At 51.0% G+C, this 21654-nt stretch carries 9 protein-coding genes; 1 reads left to right on the forward strand and 8 read right to left on the reverse strand.

Annotated elements, in window-relative coordinates:
* Positions 1–190 precede the first annotated feature (190 nt).
* From ACK4FF_RS02010 to ACK4FF_RS02045, 8 genes are all read right to left on the reverse strand, one after another.
* Positions 191–3031 carry a CHAT domain-containing protein gene (locus ACK4FF_RS02010; protein ID WP_409704070.1) on the reverse strand — a complete coding sequence of 947 codons (2841 nt, stop codon included), beginning with the start codon at positions 3029–3031 and terminating at the stop codon, positions 191–193.
* A gap of 515 nt (positions 3032–3546) precedes the next feature.
* On the reverse strand, positions 3547–4128 hold the full coding sequence (locus ACK4FF_RS02015; protein WP_409704072.1) for a DUF4189 domain-containing protein: 582 nt from the start codon (positions 4126–4128) through the stop codon (positions 3547–3549).
* A gap of 915 nt (positions 4129–5043) precedes the next feature.
* Positions 5044–5934, reverse strand: a complete 891-nt coding sequence (locus ACK4FF_RS02020; protein ID WP_409704074.1) for a hypothetical protein — start codon at positions 5932–5934, stop codon at positions 5044–5046.
* Entirely contained in the window at positions 5915–11263 is a 5349-nt protein-coding gene (locus ACK4FF_RS02025; protein ID WP_409704075.1) for a hypothetical protein, read from the reverse strand. Before ACK4FF_RS02025 ends, ACK4FF_RS02020 begins: the two co-directional genes overlap by 20 nt.
* A gap of 598 nt (positions 11264–11861) precedes the next feature.
* The gene (locus tag ACK4FF_RS02030; protein WP_409704077.1) at positions 11862–14558 is read right to left on the reverse strand and encodes a DEAD/DEAH box helicase family protein; all 2697 of its coding nucleotides are present in this window, start codon (positions 14556–14558) and stop codon (positions 11862–11864) included.
* Positions 14548–16473, reverse strand: coding sequence for a hypothetical protein (locus ACK4FF_RS02035; protein ID WP_409704079.1), 1926 nt, complete (start codon positions 16471–16473; stop codon positions 14548–14550). The genes ACK4FF_RS02030 and ACK4FF_RS02035 overlap by 11 nt, the downstream gene beginning before the upstream one ends.
* On the reverse strand, positions 16470–17966 hold the full coding sequence (locus ACK4FF_RS02040; RefSeq protein ID WP_409704081.1) for a hypothetical protein: 1497 nt from the start codon (positions 17964–17966) through the stop codon (positions 16470–16472). Before ACK4FF_RS02040 ends, ACK4FF_RS02035 begins: the two co-directional genes overlap by 4 nt.
* A gap of 426 nt (positions 17967–18392) precedes the next feature.
* Positions 18393–20591 (reverse strand): AAA family ATPase, encoded by a 2199-nt coding sequence (locus ACK4FF_RS02045; RefSeq protein WP_409704083.1) that lies wholly within the window; start codon positions 20589–20591, stop codon positions 18393–18395.
* A 181-nt stretch (positions 20592–20772) separates the two neighbouring features.
* On the opposite strand from ACK4FF_RS02045, the gene ACK4FF_RS02050 reads away from it, so the two are divergent.
* Positions 20773–21462 (forward strand): SIR2 family NAD-dependent protein deacylase, encoded by a 690-nt coding sequence (locus tag ACK4FF_RS02050; RefSeq protein WP_409704085.1) that lies wholly within the window; start codon positions 20773–20775, stop codon positions 21460–21462.
* The last annotated feature ends 192 nt before the right edge of the window (positions 21463–21654 follow it).

Consider the following 21654-nt stretch of genomic DNA (forward strand, 5'->3'; position numbering starts at 1 on the left):
CCCGGCGTGCCTTTTCGTTCCGGCCGTTCAGGGCGTTAGCAAGAAAACAGACTTATTCCGGATCGACAAGAAATCCTCAGTGCTAATTCGTACGCCTAGAGAATCAAAGACTGGAAGTGATGCAACATATTCTGGCGAATCAAGGGCTTTTAGCGCAGACGTGTCCAGCTGTACCGCGCTGAGCACAGAGTTAGCGTTTGGTTAAAGTGAGGCCCGCCCAGTATTTTGGATTAGGTGTTTTTTCCATCTGTTCAAGTTTTGCCGCACGTAGGGAATCCTCGAAACTCAGTTTGTTTGCTAGATTACGATAAAACAGAGCCATCACTTCGCTGGTTTGCGCGTCAGGCAATGACCAATTAGCTGCTATAACATTCAAAACGCCTAGTTTGAAAAACATATTACGCATCGAAACGTAATCATTGGCTTGGGTGAAATCCGAGACACTGGTGTCACATGCAGCCAGTACCACCAAGTCCGTTCCGTGTAGGTCTGGTTTGCTCACTGTATTCACAGTGAAAAGGGAACGGGGATCCTCATTGGCACCCGCAAAGGCGATGCCAGTCAAGTATTGAAGTGACTCGCCTCGGTAAATCGCTTTGTCCGATTGAACAAATCCATGAAGGGCAAGATGCAAGATGTTGGGACGCTGAACAGTCATGAGATTTTCTATAGTAGCTGCTTTCCCGTCAAAGATGGTGATGTCAGCGCCTAGCGAGGAAAGGTTGGACTTGATCGCAATGGCCTCGTTGCGAGTGTAAGGCAGTGGTTGCAGCCCGGTCAGAAAGGAGCCTGAGCGATTTGGGTTGGCTTTTTCAACTTCAATTGAATTGCGTAGAGCTAATGTGATTGCCGATTCTGGCATCTGACCATAGTCGGCATCAGCAAAAACGGCAACATTCTTGATCTGAGCAACATCCGAATTCCCTGCATCCAGACTCTGCCCAGGAAGCGCTTGATAAAGAATTGAATGCGTCTGAATCAGAAAACGGTCATCGTTTGTCAACAAGATATCAACTGGAATCACGCTGAGGAAGCCCTCTGCATAAACATCAATTCTTCTACCCGGGTTGTTGGCCAATATGACTCTTACTGGCTCTGGCAAAGCTGCCTGTGTGAGTAGCTTTAACGAGGCGCGCGTCAGCAAGCCTTGGACCGTAGAATCAGATCGCATGGTTTCGCTAACTAAGATCGTGTATTTCTGGATTCGGCGCAGATCCAGATCATAAATTGCGAAATTTCCAGCTTCAGCAGTAATCAGCTTGACTTGTCCCGTGTTTTGATCCTGTAACCAAACAAGTTGCATAGCCTCACTGGTTGGAAGTGGTCGGTTGTGAAGAAAAGAGCCAAAATTTCTTGACAAAACTTCCTTACGAATACTACTTGAGATGGGATTCCCGACATTGATTGCTACGATCAACTGGAGGAGCCGTTCATTGGTGTTCCGGAAGTTAACTCGGTTAGCCTCAGAGGGACTGGCTTTAAAGCGAGCCAAATCCAACTCCCACTTGTATTTCAATGGCTTTGTAGCCTCGTTCAACTGAGCCAAAGAGGTTTCGTTCAGCCGTTGATCCATTCGATCCAGTTTTTCATTAACTAGTCCAATTAGTCGGACAATCCGATACAGAGTCTTAGCCACCTTTGCTTTTTGGGGCTGGTTCAGGGCATGAAAATCTACGACCTGAAATAGATACTCTCGCATCACCTGATCAAAAACCTCCGAATTGAACCGTCCGGCGTAGATCCAGTTTCCATAAGCCAGTGCCTCAACTTCGGCTAGGAACTGTGTCAGAAACGACTCACTCAGATCATCCAAACCCAGTTGTAGTGAAGCCAAGTGCGCTTCAAGATACATCGCAAGCGAGTAAATGCTGGGTGTGAAGATTGGATCTCTAGGGTCAGTGGAAGACAATCTTGGCACATGAATCGGGAAATCCACCTCAATAAACTGCTCAAAGGACTTTACATTCCCGAACTTCGCATAGGCACGCATTAGATCAATAGCAAACAGGCCAGAACCGCCTGTAGCAATTGCGAAGTTCATCTTTAATGGTCCCGGCTCAAACTTTTCCAACTTTTGGCGCTTTAATTCCCACTGGACATCGGTTAAATCGAGGCCGTACGCAAATCGAGCTTTAAGCATCTGACTTTTAGCGATAGCGAGGAATTTAGAGATTGTGTCCTGTGCATGCGCAGTGGCCCTTGCCTGAGACAGGGTAGGATGCGTTGAGTACTCTTCCCGGTATTGCTTAGCAATTAACTCTAACTTGTCCAACCACAGCTTTTTCTCATCCTCAGTTTTGAGAGGTACAGATCTCGGAACAAGAGTAACCAGTATTTCAGTCAATCTCATCACGCTAGGGTCGATACCGAGGGATCGATGAGACTCGTAGTACGCCTTGAGGTGGCTGACAAGCCCCTCAGAGACCTGAATAAACTCGCTCAACGACTCAAAACGGCGATTGAGTAAATAGGAGCGAACATAACCCGCAGCAATGAGCAAGTATTGGGTTTCTAAGACGTGAATTGAAGGAACTAGTTCAAATCCAGGCAAAGAGAAACCGGGATGGTCTCGCAGAATGAACACCGGTGGCGTGGCCTTGATTACTGACGCCATTTCATCCAGGTTTTCCTGTGTATATTGACCGCAATTGATTTTGGCTTCAGCGGCTTTAAATCTCAGGCTTAAATCATGCACATAAACGGTTTGAAATGGAAAAAGCTTTGGTCCATAATTATTTAGATAAGAAAGAAGCACCTTTTGTTCTTGAATGGCCGAATTCATGGAGTCAAGCTCACACAATAGAGCGGATTCACTTATCAGGTTGGTAAGATTATTATTCTTTATTTGAAGTCGTTGACCAGGATCAAGCGGTTGGCCGTTGATAACCTCAGGAATATCTTGAATGATTGCCAAAATTTCGATTCGCTGCTCATCTTTGCTTTTTTTCTTAACATCGACAAGTTGTGCATGAGCAGTGCCCACAAGAAAGTAAACGCTGCTAAGAATAGCTAAAGCTTTTCTGAAATACATTGACTGGGTTCACTATGGATTAATTTATGGAAAATTAATTTATTGTCCGTTTTTAACCCACCTATAAGGACTGACGATATTCATTTAAATGAAGGGTGTGCTAATAAGATTTATGAATTATCTGAAATGCCTTGGCGGGAGGCATGCGTTAATCCTTCTATTCGACACTTTAAAAATCATTTCTACGTTGATTTCTGTGGGATATACTTGACCTAAGCACCTTCTAGGTGACCATTGGAGAATTTCCCAGTTCAGATCGATGGCTGTCGGAGCTTCCAACGTGATGACTAGGGTGACATCACGCTGTACAAATTACAAGCCTCTCTGGACTCCTATTTTTATGAGGCAGCAATTGCCGCTTACGTCTAAAAAAATTTGTGTTGTCAACTAAATTCAATTAGAACTGTAATTAAAAATGTACAGGTCTGCCATAACTGAGTAAATTTTTTGGCCTAATCTGGAAGTCGATCTTTTTGAAAGATTGCGACTGACAGACTAGGCCGTAATACTGGAATTTAACAGCCAGGCGATGGATAAAACCAGGTGTTGTTCAAGCCGTCATACTGTTGCCTAACCTGGACACGCTTTTTCTCACCACTTGAGTAAGTCACATAACAGTCACCATTGATGCACTTGCTGTTGCAGGTGGTCACCCCAGGTTGGGCCTTTGGTGCGGGGGGATATTTATTGGATTCCATTTTTTGAACCGTTGACTTCGACAGTGATGGTTCCACAACGCTTGCTTTTGAGTTACAGCTCACTTTGGATACCTTCTTGCAAGATTCATATGCATGGTCAATGGAGGCCTGGCGATCGCTATCGAATGCCCAGCCATATGATCCGTCTGGACTATCAATAACCGATAGGTAACCTTCCCCTTTGTCCGCATAGATGCTCTCGCAGTTCTTTGAATCGTATTTTTTGGCGCACATTTGTAAGCTTCCCTTTTTCGCTTCCGCAAGTGATTTCTCGCTGTTTGCGACGAAGAAGGTTCTACCTTGGTTAGACGCGCCTATGTGAACTGATGTAAAGAAGTTGGCCGCGTTTGCTGTTGTTGATACCAGTAGCAGAACAAAGACTTTAGTCAAGAATTTCATGGTGAGACCTCTTAGTTGGAGTGTTTTCAAAATGACTGGATTGGTGAACCCATGACCATAATTCTATTGATCACAAAAAATGAAAAAGTAGAATTTTCGACAACCACACTCCAATGTGAACAGCCCCTTGAATGACAGTACCGGAGGTGTCCCTTAAACTTAGGCCTGGCAATACACCTAAGTTTACGACTATGAGTTCAGATGGCAACCCGAGCGGGCGGTAGATGTGATTACCGCTGTTCAGCACGCACGGGGTTGAAAACTTGTCGGGAGGAAAAACAGTTTCCCTGGTAGCCCGCAAATCAGGCATCACTGCCAGTCTGTTGTCTCTATGGCGCAAGGCACGTAGAGACAGTTCTCTGGTTATTCTTCGCGCCAACAAACTCGCGATGCCACCCTTGGGCATTTGGACGAGTGTGGACTCGCTGTAATAACTTTAAGACTGCCTGTGTAGCCTTTACCTTGGATTGCTGTAACTGTGAGACTATGCGCCGGGTGCTAACGAGCAAAGATGTTGCCACTGGTCTGCTTGGAGATTTAGTGATGCATGTGTTGGAGCATGGGATTGGCTATGACAGAACGACACAAGCTTTCGTCGACTGGCCGAAGGACAACCGTGCTGGTTACACCACAATTGAAACAAGGCTCTTTGCGCAACAACAGCAATTCCAAGTCGTCAGACGGCAGATTGAGAGTTAGTACAGCAATTGCACTGTCGAGAGATTTGTGAAAACCTGTAAGCCACCTATGTTCGTCTGAGCAATCTACTTGATCCGAAAGCTGATGTTCGTGAGTTGAACTTGTGGTTTGAAAATCACAATGAAAAGCACCCTCGACCTACCTGAGAGCGCCTGCCACCGGGAGCTTAGCTGTGAGGTCGCGGCTGGATGGTAGGTTGGTAATTCTGCCGAATATTCATGTGAAGTCATGCGATTCAGATCGGCCAATGTTGGGAGAGTCTTGAGGCGCATCAGGGGGGTTGAAGCCTACTCTCATCTCCTCCATTAGGTCTAGTCGAACATAGTTCCCAGAGCTTAGCCTTAGATAGTGAACGGTGATCACAGGATACGGTTCAATACAATACCGATGAAAGTAGGCCTCTTGACCAGCACTTAAAATTTCATCTTCAGAAAATCTGAATCTAATCTTTGTCCCCTTCTCATCGCCACCTTTTTCTTCACCTGTATGTTCGAGTAACGTAAATTGCCGATCATCGTAGTTGAAATCGATTACTACACCTGTGGCCGTGTACACATGATTCGGGTCTGTGCCAACGTCGTTGGATTCTTTGAAACTTACCTTTAGATTACTAAGGCCAATGTCATGCTCTTCAAAGAATCCGGTCAGTGTAATCCGTCCCTTGCTTGCAATGCTTTCATACAGATATTTTTCAACAAAAGCACTGATTGTAGGGTCAAGAGTTTTAAGTATGTCGTGATTTTTAATCAACGGTGTTATTGATTTGGAGAAGGCGAGTTTTTCGCATAAATAAAGGTAGTAAGGAAAATTGTCTATCAAATTCTTGACGTTATTCTTAATTGTTTCGTATAGATTTTCTTCTTCGTTTTCAATGTGGAATGAGTGAAAAATAATTAGGTGTGTGGAATCGTCGCTTTTATCCCATTTTGGCTTGACCTCACTGGTTTCACCGGCACTTTTTAGTAATAAATGGATCAAGCTGCTAGTGATATTAGATCTTGCTGACCTGAGTAGGCGCTCGGCTTTCTCAGTGTCGGCTTGCGAGAATCCATTAGACTCGTCAGACATTTTTTCAGCTAGTGGGGTTTTAATGATCTCGAGTTTCATGGTTAGCCAACATCAAAATTTGTAGGGTGATTCCGTAGAGATACAGTTTCGAATTGTCGAACGCACGAACGATCTTAGACTTTTCGGTATTCTTCGAGCCTTTTGGTCTGCCTCGACGCTTCTTTTTAGCATTGTTTACAATTGTGTCCTTTGCTGGATTTGCCTCATGCGTATCCATTGAGGATTCTGGGGGCCGAGCGGTGAAGAGCCAATAATGGCCATGTTCCAAGTTGAATTCTAGAGACTTTCGATGGTCGTGTTTGGTTAAATAAATCTCACCGAAACCAAGGTCGCGTAAAATTTGGTTGATGTATTGATCTGTGGGTGAATTGGACTTGAAGCAATAGTCGCTAAAAGTTGTCTCGCTGAGTTTCATTATTGAGAGAAACAGTGAGAAGTCTAGGTAAAAGTTATTCTCCCGGACTGCGAAAAGTTTATCTTTATTGAAATTGCCGATAGGTTGGTTGTTGTGGACTCTAGAAAGAAAACTTCTAACTTGGATTGCTAACTGTTCCCGAATATATTTCGACTCGTGTCTAAGGAAAGGTTCTAGCGAGTTGATCGAGAAACTAAAAACTTCGCTTAGGCTCTCTTGACATGTACTACGTAAGATATTGGAGTCTTGAAGTTCACGCAAAAAGACACGAGAAGGTTTTAGATATTTTTTATCAGAGTTCGATCCCAAAGATGGACGGTGTGTGTCGGGCAATGAATTCAGATACTTAGAAAATTCCAGAATCTCCAGGGATTCATTTATTGGTATAACACTATCAAGTTCAGAAAATTTTCTTGTAATAAAATCGATTGCTCTTGGTTTTGTAACTGCGATTGATTTGCTTTTTGGGTTGCTCGTTACCACCTCTAGTGGTGTTGTGTTTTGATCATCAGTCGAATTATGTTTAATTTGGTGTGCTTCATCAAATGCAGCTTCGTCGTGGTTGGATTGGCGGTAAATGCTGTCCAGTACGTCGAATCCACAATGAGAATACGTGGTTAGCAACATCTTGGGTGTGCTGTGACCTAAAAGTCTCGCAGCGGCTTGTAGCGTGTGGCGCCGTATGCCCTGTGGTGTAGTTACCGATATGCACCTTGGGGTGGCTGAGTCAGGTTTGCGAACCCCCCAAATCGCGTAGTTCAAAAGTTCTCGGAGCAGGTTATCGCCATAGTTATGCCGAAGCACATGGATGTGGCCACGGCTTACGATTGATTTGATTGCGCGAGTAATGTTGCCAACGATGATTTCATGATCGCTTTTTGATACCAGATACGGTGAGGCAAGATCGCGACCCTGTCTCAGGCGTACCTTAAAGGCGTTGACGGCTGCGGTGGGCAGAGGCCATAAACTTCTGGCATTCCGGTTTCCTCCAGGAGTTTTTGTTCGAAATGTCGAATCACCCTTTATTTGGATGATCATCTCCGACCCACTATCGAAGACTCGTGACACACCTTGGTTTAGACCTTCACGTCGTCTGAATCCGAAGTATCTGTAAAGGGCATAGACAGAGATATCTTGATCTGAATGGCCTTCGTAGACAATTTTGTCGATCTGTTCAAGTTCTTGCCTGCTAAGAAGCATCGTACTCGGATTGAAATCTGGATCGATGTATGGGACCGACAATGGTCCTGGGAAGCCATTTGCCAATAGCGCTTTGCAAAAAGCACCAATCTGTCGCGCGTCATCAATGACAGTGTCGATATACGCACTGCGCTCGTCCAGGTAAACGTCGATCGTCTCTTGAAGATCCTCTTGGTCCAGCGCTTGTATCGCAGATTGGGCATCTGTTCTACGGAAAAACTCAGCAATCCGCCCAAGATACAGTCTCTTGGTTGAGTCAGCCAGATATGGCCGACCCAGACCTCGTCTTTGGAATAAATCTCGAGTGAAAGTTATCAGAGCCCGGTGCGCGATCGATTTATGCCAAGTACCGCGCTCCAGTTGATCGAAATCGATAGGTTGAACGCCAATTGACCGCACTAGGTCCCGAATGCTTTTCGTTATGTCTGTGTCTCTGTGTGTGAACTCACATGAACTTGGTTTTGGCATCTCCGATTCGGTGACGGTGGGTCGGGGTTCGCCGTTGATCGCAAGCAGACTTGCTCTATCAATGCTTCTGTGTTTTGTAGCACCTCGAGCCACTTCGGCAAGTGCAGCAGGGAGGGTGAATCGCTGATGAGCATACTCTATCGCCTGCAGGTGCTGGACAAGGTCTTCTGCTGTTTTCCCGCTCTGCGTATTTCCAAAGATCTCCGACAACCTATCTGTAAGGTCGTCGGAGAGTTTTACATTTGTTGCTCGCAATGGATGATCGCTGAATGCGCTCAGAGTATCAATGAATCTCCTTGAGTTTGCGGAAAGTTGGTGGCGTCTGCATGTTTCATTTGGTCTCGCAATTTTTCCTGGGTAAATTTCTATGTGGATTTGATCCTTGAGTATTAGTGTCTCGAATCGTCTATTGGTTAGCTGTTGGAAAAGTTGTGGGTCGGTGATCCCATTGTTCTTCACAAGTGATAGAGCCAATAGGGTGAATGCATCAGACTTTGATCTAGGCCTTGCCTCCCTTAACAATTTCATAAAGGCTGGGTGTGTTGAGGCTCGTTCATTCAACAGCGTCAGAAAGTGTGAGCTGAATACCGGCTTAGGAGTTCGGTTTCTTGATGGGCTATCGAAGAGCTCTGTCATGTCAGGAAGCAAAAGTCGGAATTGCTTCGTACAAATTCGCTTCAATAAAGTACGTTCAAAGTCTGAGGTAATTCCGGCAGTTGTTTCTTTAATTACCGTTTGTAGAAGATTCAACGGCTTATCAATTTCTCCGTTTCGACGTTCTTCAGCGATCCGCGCTTTTATAGAATTTTGAATATCGCGTGATAGCGACTTCCACCTCGCCATCATGGCAGCGTTTCGCTTCCTCTTGCCGAAGCTGGTAGGTAGATGTGCTGAGACGTTTAACTGTTCTATTGCTAGCTCTGGTGCATTAGGAACAACAATACTTTGATCATCAAAAAACTTCTGAAATGCGTTGGCCAACGCTTTTAGGTCATTTTTGAGAGTTCGCAGGCTCGTGGGACCAAAGCTGTATAGCCCCTCAATTTGATGACCCAGTTGGATAGAAATCAGCTCTCTATCGTCAATCTGCAAGTGATTTGAAATTAGGTGGCGTGCGAAGTTAGGTGGTAGCCCAGGATGAATGCTACTTGCCACTTTACCGAAATGAACATGCTCGATCCCCTTCTCGGTCAAATGGAAAAACAAAGGGATCCTAGCCTCAGACCTGTGCTGAAGTAGATCGTCGATACCCGATCGGATTGGGTGATTGGTAGGGAGCTTGTTCTTGAGGCTTCTTAGGGATTGGAGGTACTTTTTGGCTAGCAATGATGATACGGTTTTTGGAAGTTGAACGATCCTTCTGGAGTCGCGTGTCACCACCTCCTTGTCATCAATAAGGACCAAAGAGAAGTCTTTGGAAAAATTTTCGACTTCCGCAAACATATCGACTACTGGTCTTATTCCAGTTGCACAAGCCAAGATGGCAAGTATCTTGTCAGTCCATAGGTTCCACGCACAAAGAGAATCCGCCGAGTACTCCTGATTGAGGAATCTTTTGAGATGACCCCCAAACTCGTCAAGCCTGAAGCAATACGGTGAGCCAGCTATATTCAGTGGTCCCGCTGGATGATCCTCGATAACTGAGTAATACGCAGCATCCGATGTAAATTTCGTATGTGCGTTTGATTGAAGGAGTAGGGCGTGGGTTTCGTTATCTTTTGTTTTGGCAATGGACGTGCGCAATAGATTGCTCGTCCAGTCGATTTTTGTTTGGCCGAGATGAAGGCCAATCTCCGTCATCACCTGTCTCAGAAGCTTGTTACTCAGCTTACAAATTTGACCCAAGTGCGTAAAGTGTGTTTTCCACAGACGATCTAGATCAGCTACAAGATGATCGGGGAAGCTTCGTTTTTCAATCGTTGCTAGAGGTAAAAAGATGTCACAACTGACCTCTGGAGTATTCTTTTGTTGTTGTGATCTAGTGCGCCAGATACCCGACAGGTCCGGTTGTAGACCAAACTCTTTTTGTGGCGTGTAATGAATGACCATTGAGGCGGCAGCATCAAGATGGCCTCCGATCTGAACGGCTGTCCAGATTAGAATCGCTAAGCCCTTCAGCTCACTTGCTTCACTCCCAATTGATTGATTCAGTCTGTGGTTGTTCTCCAGGATTTCTTCAAGATCAATGCCAGAGAGAAATTGATAGACATCTAATTCTTGTTTGTAAGACAAGAAGGGGTTTTCAGCATAAACGGCGCGCTGCGCGAACTCCAGGTTGATTGAGCCAATTTTTCCACTAGTGCTACGTAGGAAGTTTTCCTCATCAGTTTCTTCAACTTTGGGTTGCGGGTCTTTGCTTGAAGAGTCTTTTGTGTTTGGTAGCCTTCCCCTCTTTTTGCCAACTGCATCACCTGTGGATGAGCTAACTGGCAGTGGATTCGGCTGCTCTGGAGGGTCGTCATAGCCTAGCCCGAAGCGCTGAATGACAAGTAGCCTGTCCGATTCACTCAGCGTTTCTTTTGATCCTAGATAAACAGCCGGATTGTGAATGACTCCTATTTTTCTGATGTTTCGACTGATTTCAGGCCAGCATTCATCATTGAAGTATTCATCGGCTTTTCGCAGGAAATGGGTCCTCACCTCGTCTGGCGTTCTGACTGGTTGCATGTCATGCAAGGCGTTATTCAATGAAAGCCACTTTTCTCCTCCGTTTTTTTCTGGAGCAATTGCATTCCGAAGCTGACTTATGAGATCTAAGATTGGGGCGTCAAAGACAGATCTGTTGTGAGTTTTCGTGTAGGCGTCGTGATTTAAGTAAGCTGCCCACAGAACTGTTTGGGGGATTCCGACAGGCCTGCTGGCCTTCCACGTTCGGAATAGGAGTTCTGGAAAAGGCAAATGACCGCGTTTAACGTATGACGCACCATCAATCAACCGACCAGAGACCATTTTAATCGGGCCGCTTAAACTGTAGCGGAAGGGTTCCAACCCTCTGAGAACCTTGGCTAACTGATACAAATTTTGGAAAAACGGTTCATGTGTTCCCCATCGCGTGAGTACCTCGAGATAAGGGTCGGTTGCTAGCCATCCTGCGACATAGTGGAGTGCACCATCAGGGTGTGTTGGTTTTGGAGGGCCAGATTTCCCAATGGTCAAATATTGATGTTCCCAGACGGCCGAGCCGACTCCGAAGGCGTGTTGGAGGTCTGTTATCAACTCTGGGTCGAGCGAGGCCTCCGACGCTGCTTGCCTCAGGGCTTGCGCAACACCGTTGCTTTCGCTCACTTGGTGAGGGCTCCAGATCGGTAATCCAATTGACGCTGTCAAATCCGCTCCTTTGCAGCCAACGCTCGCAAAATGCCTAAAGATCAACAGGTTGAGATGATTGACTGTACAAGTTTAAGTGATCTTAAGTCGGAGGGTTAGACTTTACAACAGAACTTAATAACGCCTAGGGTCCACTATTGGCGCCGTTTACTCAGAAATAAAGCGATTTGACAACTATCGGTATCTATTTGGCCTTCGAATTCTGATAGGGCGGAAATTTGGACGGATGGCTTAAACATCGGAGTGACTGACGGAACCGAAATGAGGCATTCAATTAACAGGTGATCATGATTATGGCTTTAGGAATGCTTGTCTAAAACGACAATTTTGGCAGTGAACTACAATCTGAGTTTGTTTTTCATCCGTCCATGGAATGCAGAACGATTGCATTAGATGGTTAGTATGAATACATGAGTCGCGATATTCTGACAAACTGACATCGCCGTTACTCTTCAATCCAACGTGACTTAATTGCAATGGTCTCTCACCGCAATATCGCGTTGTCGCCTGCGAGCTCATCCATTCCTTCTCGTTCTTTGCAAGGGAAGCGCTCGCTTTACGAGTCGTCGGCGTACCCATCGGCCAAGTGTGGCATGTAGACACCGTCTGGACCTTCTTCCTTTGGATTGAACGGATACGGATCGACCAGGTTCGACGCTACCATGTCCTCGCGCGGCGTGCGCAGGTAGCTACGCCAGGCATCGCTCGCACGCCGCAGGTCGATTTCGGCGCTAACCGGCAACTGTCGGCATGCATCCATGCGCTCTTCGACAAGATGCTTCTCGCGAACAAACGATGCCAGTTGTTCCTCGTCGAACGAGCGTGCCAAGTACGGGTACTGGATCGCTAGTTCGGCCCGGCCGTCGCGCTCCAGCAGTGCATTCACCTTGCCGAAGAGCCGATCCACCCGCCCCACGCGTTGCTCGTTGTCGCCCGGCGTCCATGCGATGCCGTAGTGGTGTACCTTGCGACACTGCAAGTGCAGATTTACACCCTCCTGAAGTACCGAGGTCGCGGCCAACACGTTCGGGTAGAAGGGGCTATTGAAGCCTAGGATAAGCCGCTGCCGGTCCTTGACCGCGCCACTTGCATAGAAAGCGGGGCTGCTTAGCCCAGTGAGCTTGTGCCAGCCCTGGCGGTCTTCGCCAGACACGTTCTCCCACACGGCATCGAAGGTCTGCAGCGCGGCGCGGAAGTAGGCCAAAGCCATCGAGTCCTTTAAACGTGCGTCTAAAAAATCCAGAAAGGCCAGATAGCGCTGCTGAGCATCGCCAGTTTCTCCGCGTTTACGGAGCTCAGCGTACCAGCAGTAGAGTTCTACGATCACCGGACTGGCGAATAGAAAGCCGTTCTTCAGGTAACGGCCGAAGCTCTCGGCCTTTACCGGCTCTCCCGCTAAGCGGTCGACTCGCTCACGGTCGGCGGCGGCGAGTTGGCAATACATCAGCCCCCAAAGCGTCGGCATCGGCTTCACGAAGTCCAGCTTCTCGTCTGCCACCACGCCGCCGCGCCTCTCGCCGGTGCCGCGCGCCTCCATTGCCGCCGAGGCGTATTCGTCGCGCAGTCGGCCACCGGACTGCTTTCGGTAATGGTAGCCGTAAGTTCCTGACTTGTAATCACTGGCCGGCTCCAGGAGCAGCGTGAACAAGCTTTCCGGCTTACGCAGCCGCAGGCTGAAGTTCGAGGCGTCGGTGCTCCGCTGCGAGCCCGTCTTCTTCACGACAAACAGATCGGCCACCTTCGAATGCACGTTGGCATCCGCATCCGCGTGCTCTTCAACCGCAGCGTCATTGCCCTCCAGAAGCGTTTCTTCGTCGGCCTCGCCATGGCCGCCAAAGTGCCGGTTGAAGACCTCGCGCGACCAGTAGCTGGCCTCCCACCGCCTCAGCAGCCCCCTTGCGTCGTCCGGAGCTAGCGCCTGTACGATCCGCCGCCCCATCTGCCGGTCGTAGGCAGCGTTGACGCGCGCAACGATCTCGCGTACCGAGGGAATCCTGCGTACGAACACCAGGTGTTTGTGCTCATGGATATCCACTCCCGCATCGAACACGTCGACCGGTACGCAGGCGTTTACCAGTGCGTCGTACTTGGGGTGCGCTGGCAAGCCGCCCAGGCTCTCGTGCATAAGCGCCAGCCGGGTGAGGATCTCGGTGTCGCGCGCGCCCTGAAAGTCGGGCTTGGCAACGTCTTCCTCGGTCTCTTGCTCCACTTCGGGCGCCTGAACCTTGAACGATTCGAAGCCTTCTAGGTAGCCGTAGAGAAAGCGCCGGCCATCTTGCACCTCCTTGCTCACTAGCAGCTTCTGGTACAGCGCGAAAAATAACTCGGCTGCCGGGTCGTGCGCCAGGTCTGCCGCCACCGCTCGTTCGTGGCGGTAACCGTACTTGTCGTAGCTGCCGTCGCGCCCCTTCATGCGGCGCAGGCGGCGTAGGGCGTACTTCTTTAAGAGCGCCTCCGGCTTGTCCTGGCCAACCTCTGCCACGTAGCCCAAAATCGCTGCCACGTCATCCATCGAAGCGTGGCTGGGCGTTGCCGTAATCAGCAGCGCCCGCTCGCCCAAGCGATTACCAGGTGGGCCGAAGAACTTGCTCGCCGCATGGGCGCGTTGCGACCTGCCTCGGCTGTTTCGGAAGTAGTGCGCCTCGTCCACAACAAGCAGGTCGAAACCTCTGCCGCCCAGCGCAGCCTTCAGGCGGCGGTGGATACCGGCTGCGGCTACTGCGGCGCCCTCAAGCTTGTCTACGCCCTCATCGTGCGCGTCGCGCATCAACCCACTCAGCGAGTAGATTGTCGTGATAAAGAACCGATGCGTCTGCGCTTCCACGGCTTGAGCCAGATCGGCCAGCGACCAAGCTAGTTTGGCCACTTTCACTGGCTCGCCGTCGCGCATGCGCCGCACTATATCGTCGGACTGCTTGTAGTGTGTGCGCACGAACTTGGCGTACTCACGCTCCCAGTGGCGGCAGATGTCGCGGTTAGGCGCCAAGACCAGAACACAGGCATCGGGGTTCGCCTTCCAGAGCAACGCCATGACGCCCAGCGCCTGCAGCGTCTTGCCCGTGCCCACCTCGTCGGCCAGCAAGGCCGCGCGGTGGCGGCCCAGCTTGTTCCACAACCCGGCCACGCCCTCGGTCTGGCGCGCTGCCATGGTTCGGTCGCCTTCGCGATAAGTCCAGTCCGCGCGCTCGCGGTCGAAGGTAATCCAGCCAGACACCTGCTCCGGCGTCAACGCGCCCCAGCGCTCAGCGTTCATAGCCGCAAGCCTCCAGTAACTGCCGCATGTATTCGGCATTGCCCCGAATATTCGGCGGAAGGCGCGACAGCCGTGTGTTGGGCTTCAGGCTCTGCCACTTTGCGCCTTCCGGCGACGCGGACCGCGCATACTTCGCGCGCGTGCGGCGGTATGCTTCTAGCGCCTCCGCATAGAGCGAATTCGCCTCCTGCAGCAGAAACCAGTTGAACACAACGCTGCCGCCGGGGGCCGCCGCCTGCGCGTTCACCTTGGCCACCAGTTCCTGCAGACTCCCGACCTGTACGAACAGCAGCCTCTCCAGAAGGTTCCGCGAATCAACCTGGCGTAGCCGCTGGCGGAACTGTTCGAAGGCATGGAATACGCGGAAGTAGCTCAGCCCAGCCGCATCGGCTGCGATTGTCGGCGGCACTGGCCCATCGTCGGGAACGTCGTCGTTGCGCAGAACTGGGCGCAATCGGGGCTTACCGCTGCCGCCAGGCTCGACGCCTTCAACCCAGTCGTTCAGTAAGTCCTTTAAAGAGTCGTAGCCTTGGGAGCGCCGATGGGTCTGGTTAGTCTCAAGCACCAGGCCGCGGTACTCTAGGCTATTACCGCGCCAGACCTCGTAGCTATGGTCAGCAAGCAGCGCCTCGTTGTCGGGCAGATTCAGCGGGATGGCTTCCAGCGGCCAAGCACCATCGATGCGGCGCTCCTTCCACCGCAATGCCTGGCGCTGCTTCACTCCAGGTAGGCGCAGCGTGTAGCCTGTGCCCTCGTTCCTTTCGTACAGCCGGCCCTGAACCTCGTAGCGCCCCTGCGCCCAGTCGAAACTGACCAGCAGCTCGAACGGCAAGGGATAAGGTGGTGGATTCAACTCGTCGTCCTGCAGAATCTCATCGGTGCCGAAGTCCTTGGCACCCATGGCCAGTGGCAGTCCGGCAATTTGCGTTGCGGGCGCCACATCGAGTAAGATGCCGGCCTCCACGTTACGCAGCTCGAAGCTCGCGCTGCCCGGTTCGGTGCAGTTCCACGAGCCGACGGCTAGGCGCGCCCTCCGCCCTTGTGCCAGCCAGAGCTTGGCGTGGGTCATCTCGATCCCGTCCGCCCGCGGCAAAGGCCGGTCATGAAAGGCGAGCCCACCCTCGTCCAGCAGTTGCCCGATTGCCTCCGACCATTTCGTGCGCACATGCCGGTTGCCGACGCGATCGGGCACGATGGAGAAGGCGATCCTCCGGCCCGCCAGTGCCCGGATCCTCTCAATCAGCCCCGCGAGGTCGCGCGAGAAGTACGGCGACCACACCGTCAGCCGCTCAGCCTGAGTATCCGCTAGCAGGAGTTCCAGAAAACTCTCGCGCTCAAAGCTGTGTACAAAGCGCCAGCCCTCGTCGTCGCCCTTGAACTGCTTGCGCACACCCAGCGCCTCGCCTAGCCCAGCCGCCGCGAACAGCGGCTCGAAGAAGCGTTTGATCTGCTTGTACTGCTCGTTGTTGCTAACAGCGTGGAAGCAGAAGACCTCCTGATTGCGCCCCCAGCCGCTGACGCTGAGGTTGGCGCTGCCTGCGCCCAGCACCATGTGGCCACCTTCGTCTTCCAGAAATATCACCTTGGGGTGGAAAAGCGACTCGAGGCCGAACCGCTCCAGTCCCATCCGCCCTGGCAGCATGCCGTGCACCGGTAGCCCTGTGCGTTTAAGCTGGTCGGCTTCCATCATGCGCAGGTCGCAGAACACGCGTAGGTCGATACCGCGCTCAGCCAGCCGCAACTGCATGTTCTCGTAGTCCATTCGGTTGGCGGGCGGATCGGCGTCGCCCTGTAGCAGTTCGGGCAGCACATGCGTCTCGAAGAACGGGATACTCAGGTTGAATGTGGTGAACCAGGCCCGCTTGAGCGGACCTAGCGCCCGCACCTGTTGGCGAAAGGCATCCAGCAGCTTCATGCAAGCCCCCTCATCCCGGAGAGGAGATGGCGAAACTGCGGCACGTAGTACTGGTGGACCCAGGTACCCACTGGCCGGTCTTCCTTAGCCGGCAGCTTGCGGGTGCGCACGTCGATCTTCAGCTGGCTGCCATTCAGCAGCCGCAGCCAAGGCGACTGGCCCCGCGCCTCCATCACCTTCTCGTGGTACTTGAGCAAACGCTCCACCTGCTGCTGTACGCTGTTGCTGCGCGCCAACGCCAACAACTCCGTCAGTCGCTCGGCGGCCGTTCCCGACACCTGCGAACGCATCGTGACATCGCGCTCAATGGGCATTGCTAATTGAGGTAAGACAGCTTCATCGCGGCCGAGCGACGTCCAGCCCGCCAACACCTCGTTAACCGACTGGGATTTAGCAGAGAGCATTACCCCCATCAGCAATTCCAGCTCGGCAAGGAAGGGCTCCAGCAATCGCACGCGTTCGAGCTTGTCGCGATCGCCTGCCGCAAGCGATGCACGCCCGACCGCGAGCGCGAACACCTGCTCGGTCGGTCGCTCCAGCACCTGACCATCCGGCAGCCACTCCTGTTTCAGCTCCTCGTACAATGCGCCGGGCGCGCCCTGGTCCAGTTCGGTAACACCGAGCCATAAGTCGCGCGCATACGCTCCCACCCGCGTCGGCGACCGGAAAGCCTCGACGAAGGCCTGCTTCAGCTCCGCTGGCAATTCGGTAAAGTTCAACTCAGGCTCTCGACGTGGGTCCGCCAGTAGTTTGGCCAAGTGCCCGTGCAACAGCGCTTGCAAGTGCGCCAGAGGTTTGCCTTGTGCAAACAACTGCGCTTGCGCTTTCAGCCACTGCGGCCGCGACGCGGGCAGCGCGTAGTCATAGCTGCCGTCAAAGAAATCCATCTCCACCAACGGAGTCTTGTAACGCCCGCTAACTCCGAGCGAATTCTGCCGCACTAGCACGTGGGCTCGGGCGCTAGGGCTGAAGACTAGCCGCGGATTGCCTTTAGTCTCTTCCCAGCGCCGACGAGCCTTGGAAATACCGAGCACACCAGCGGTCTCTACGTTGTTCTGGGCCTGCGCTTCCACCATCGCGAAGGTGAACAGGTTCTCCAGGTAGATCAGGCAGGCCTGCTTAAAGGCGGTTGAATCCTTGCCCCGGCCCGCGTAAGCCTTGTCCTGCTGCAGCCCCTTGCCCAGCTGCACAGCATCGTCATCGACCAGGGCCTTGGTCACCCGGTGGTTAAAAAGGTTGAGCGTGTAGTTGCGGACGTCGTTGGAAATGGAGCTGATGCGGTTACGGAAGATCTTTTGCCCATAGGCCGACCAGATGACCTGCAGGCCTAGTGGGTCCATGTTCAGCTCGCTGCTAATGCGCTCGTCGAACTCTGTGAGAAGGTCGCTGAGTGCAACTCGACGTATTATCCTAGTTTCGCCATCTTGTGTGTCGAGAACAATCGGCAATCTGTGTACCTCGAAATAAGCTGCTGGCCGTTCAATTATAAGCATGGTTAACTTTCTAGGTTAGATGACAACTCGAGCCAAGAAGTCTCCAGAGCAAAGATACGGCAACGATGATACGTTTCGTGATAGAGCCGTTCGACTTCCAATTGATCACCGCACAAAATTCAGCATCACCAATACCAGCAGGGATCCCCACACAAAAGGGTCAGGTAACTCCGTGCTGTCACTTTCGGCTTCTCGTCAAACGATTCCATAATGTCAACCAACGCATCATCGGTAAGCTCACTCAACGCGTTCTTTTGCAGGGCATTCAAGTTCATTGTTTCGGCGATGTAATATACGCACGCTGCCGCAAAGCCTCTTCCCGGGTGTTCCATTCCTCATCACTCAACTCCTCTTCAGAGGAGTCGTCGTCTTCAGATTCCCAAGCATTGCAATCCTTATCTTCTTCAAGGCTGTCGTCGTAAATCTTCAGTTCAAGAACCCCATCGGTCGGGATTCTTTATGTCGCAGCGCCAAATCGGCTTTCAATCGGCAGGCGAAGTCAGCCACTGAAGTCACCGGATTGAATCGGTGTTGGCGAACTACAGCCGCTATATCCCCCGCAGTGCATTTCAGGTGGCCGCTGAGTTCATGCTTAATGCCGCTGATCAACTGCTCTGAGTCTTGATCTTGCAAAACAGACTGTAGTTCACGAATGACCAGTTGATGAAGCTGCTGTGTTGTCAAATAGTCGAAATGAAGTTTTAGGTCAAAGCGCCTGAACGCTGCATGATCCAAATTGTCGTTGAAGTTCGTCGAGGCCAAAAACAACCCATCAAAACTTTCCATCTGCGTCAGCATCTCATTGACCATGGAGACCTCCCAACTGTGGTTTGCTGACCCCCTAGGCCCCATGAAGCTGTCAATTTCATCGATCATTAAAATACAGCGTTGTCCATTGGCCTGTTCGAAGGCCTCTGCGATATTTTGCTCAGTTTGTCCTACATACATCCCAAGCAGGTCGGATGCTTTCTTGATTAACAGCGTAAAGCCAAGTTCACGGGCTAGCCAATGCCCAAACGCAGTTTTTCCGGTTCCCGGGGGGCCGTAGATGAGAACCCGTCCGCAAGGGCGAGCGCGTAGCCCCTGAGCCAGCCGATCTAAAGCCGTGGGACAGTTGACGAACTGCGGTTCGTAACGATCGGCTACCCTCATACGGGATACCGATGGTGTTTTGTCGAAATACTGGGCGTTCAGGCTCTGATCGATGATGCCTTGGCACAAAGTAGAGGGGTCCGTTACCTGGTCACCGATAGTGGTCAGCACCTTTGCGGTACGGCTCAGCATGGCAGGGGACACATTGGGATGTGATGCAATAGCACGCACTGTCAGTTCTGACACCCTTTCGCCCACCAAGGCTTTGATCTGGGCTTCGCGCACGGTGGTGGGAGGTACTGGCAAATTCAATACAAAATCGAACCTACGAATGTAAGCGCGATCCATGGAGTAAGTGCTGTTTGAGATCCAGATGGTGGGCACAGTAGCCTCCTCAAGCACACGATTGATCCATGCTTTTGAGATCTTTCCCTTCTCCTTTTTCTTGAGGAATACAGGTTCGGGGTCTTCCTGAAATACATCCTCAACCTCATCAAAAACGAGCAGAGACCTTTGTGCCTTCAAAATGGTCTGTGCCGCCTTTAACGAATTGATTCGTCCAAGCGGAGTTACTGATCTGCCTTCACTGTTCTCGCAACTGACTTCTGAAACCAGCACGCCCAGTTGTTCACCCAGTAGCCGAGCCAACTCAGTTTTACCTGTGCCAGGGGGGCCATAGATCAACACATTACCGCCTACACCGGGTTGCTTCGTGATGGCTGCTAAGTAAGCCTTCAAACCAGACAACAATGGCTCAAGGTGCTGGTAGTTCGCCCATGTCAGCGAACCCTTTGGCGCAACTCGCCACTCAGTGCGAAACAAGTCATTGTGAGCGGTGTGGTCTTCAACAAAGTTACGCAGGAAGCCGTCGTTTAGTGGCCGAATCGCGTCGGTAAAGTCATACATGGAGCCAATATCGAACGTAATCAGGCCCCCTTTAATCAGCATGGATTGACGAAGCAAGGTTTGGCGAACCGACTCCTGATCAAGGCGCAAGATTGCCGCTAGCAACTCATGTAATTGGCTGATCGAACTGCCCTTGACCATCTTGGCACACACATTCAGAGTGGCGTCGTAATGCATCAGGTAAGAAAACAGCAGCAACTTCTGTTCAGACTGGCTCAATGGAATAATTTTGAGTAAGGCACGAAAGTTTTGACCCATGGCCATTGGAAGGTGGTCAGCCCACTGATCAACCTCAAGCTTGCTGATTGCTTCATCAGCCTTGGCAAACTGAGCCCTCAATTTACGAGAAATAGTGGGAATCTGCTTTTTGAGATCGTCACTGTCATCTCCTTCATAAAATGGGTCGTCTGCTGGATCGTTCAAAGCGTCAAAAAGGTGCTGTGTAGCAGACCCACCAATGATTTTCTTGGCTTGGTACACACCGAGCTGATCGCACACATGAATAGCATCAAAATCGCCGCTCTTCAGATTGCGGAACAAGCGGTGTTTCAGGGACAGGCGCTCAAGCAGAAACAAGGAAAAGTAGTTGGCGAGAAGGTTGCTAGATGTAGGGGCCAATTTGCTCACTTTGATCTCTCTGTCTCATTCAAGATGCGTTAATCATCCCAAAAACAGCGACGAAAAGCGTCGCTTAGTTCGGTGGTTTCAAACTGATAGTTATCGCTGAGTTAACGTGGTAACGACAGAAAATGTCGGGCTTTAGGCAAAGCTCGGCAGCGTCTAAAGTGAATCAAACGTGTCTGCGACTATGAAACCGCCCATCATTCGAGGGAAGATTGCATTTTTCACTGGCGCTGGGTTAAGTGCAGAGTCTGGCTTGACGACATTCCGCGGGGAAGGGGGCTTGTGGAATGGGGTTGATGTGCACACCCTGGCTTCACTGCAGGGGTGGAATGCCAACCCTGCTCAGGTATTGGATTTTTACAACCAGCGCAGAATGCAGGCGCTGGCCGCCCATCCAAATTCAGCGCACCAGATCATTGCGGACTTGCAAGCACACCGAGAAGTGGTTGTCATTACCCAGAACATTGATGATTTACACGAGCGTGCGGGCAGTGAACAGGTCATACATCTGCATGGGGACATTCTGCATGCGCGCAGCGCGAAAAGTGCGCAGCGAATCTACCCTGTCGGGCCAGAGGGTATCCGGCTGGGCGATCTCTGCGAGTATGGCTTTCAACGTCGCCCCAATGTGGTTTGGTTTGGCGAAGAGATTAATCATCTAGAACTGGCCAAGAAACACGTGATGGAAGCAGAGGTTGTTGTCGCGATTGGAACTTCACTTGCGGTTCAGCCTGCCGCTAGCCTGCTTAAACACGCACGCTTTCATGCACGTAAATTGTTGATCACTTTGGATCTGGCGGGCAAAGTGCCTCATGGCTTTAAATGGCTGCGTGCCAGGGCGTCCCAAGTACAGACGCTTCTGCGCAGTTTGTGAGAATTGAGTTTACTAAGTGACGCAGATAATGAACAGGAAGCCGTATGCGTAAAATACTCAAAGCGCGCTTAAAGCGTAACTCAGTGGCCAGAGTGATGTGGGTTAGTCAGAAGAAAGTGCAGCGCCATGTCCCTTCTAACAGGAGAATAAAGCGCGAGGAGAATAAGTTGAACAAAACTGCGGGCTCCACGG

This window comes from Limnobacter sp. (assembly GCF_046297615.1).
In the GTDB taxonomy this organism is placed as follows: domain Bacteria; phylum Pseudomonadota; class Gammaproteobacteria; order Burkholderiales; family Burkholderiaceae_B; genus Limnobacter.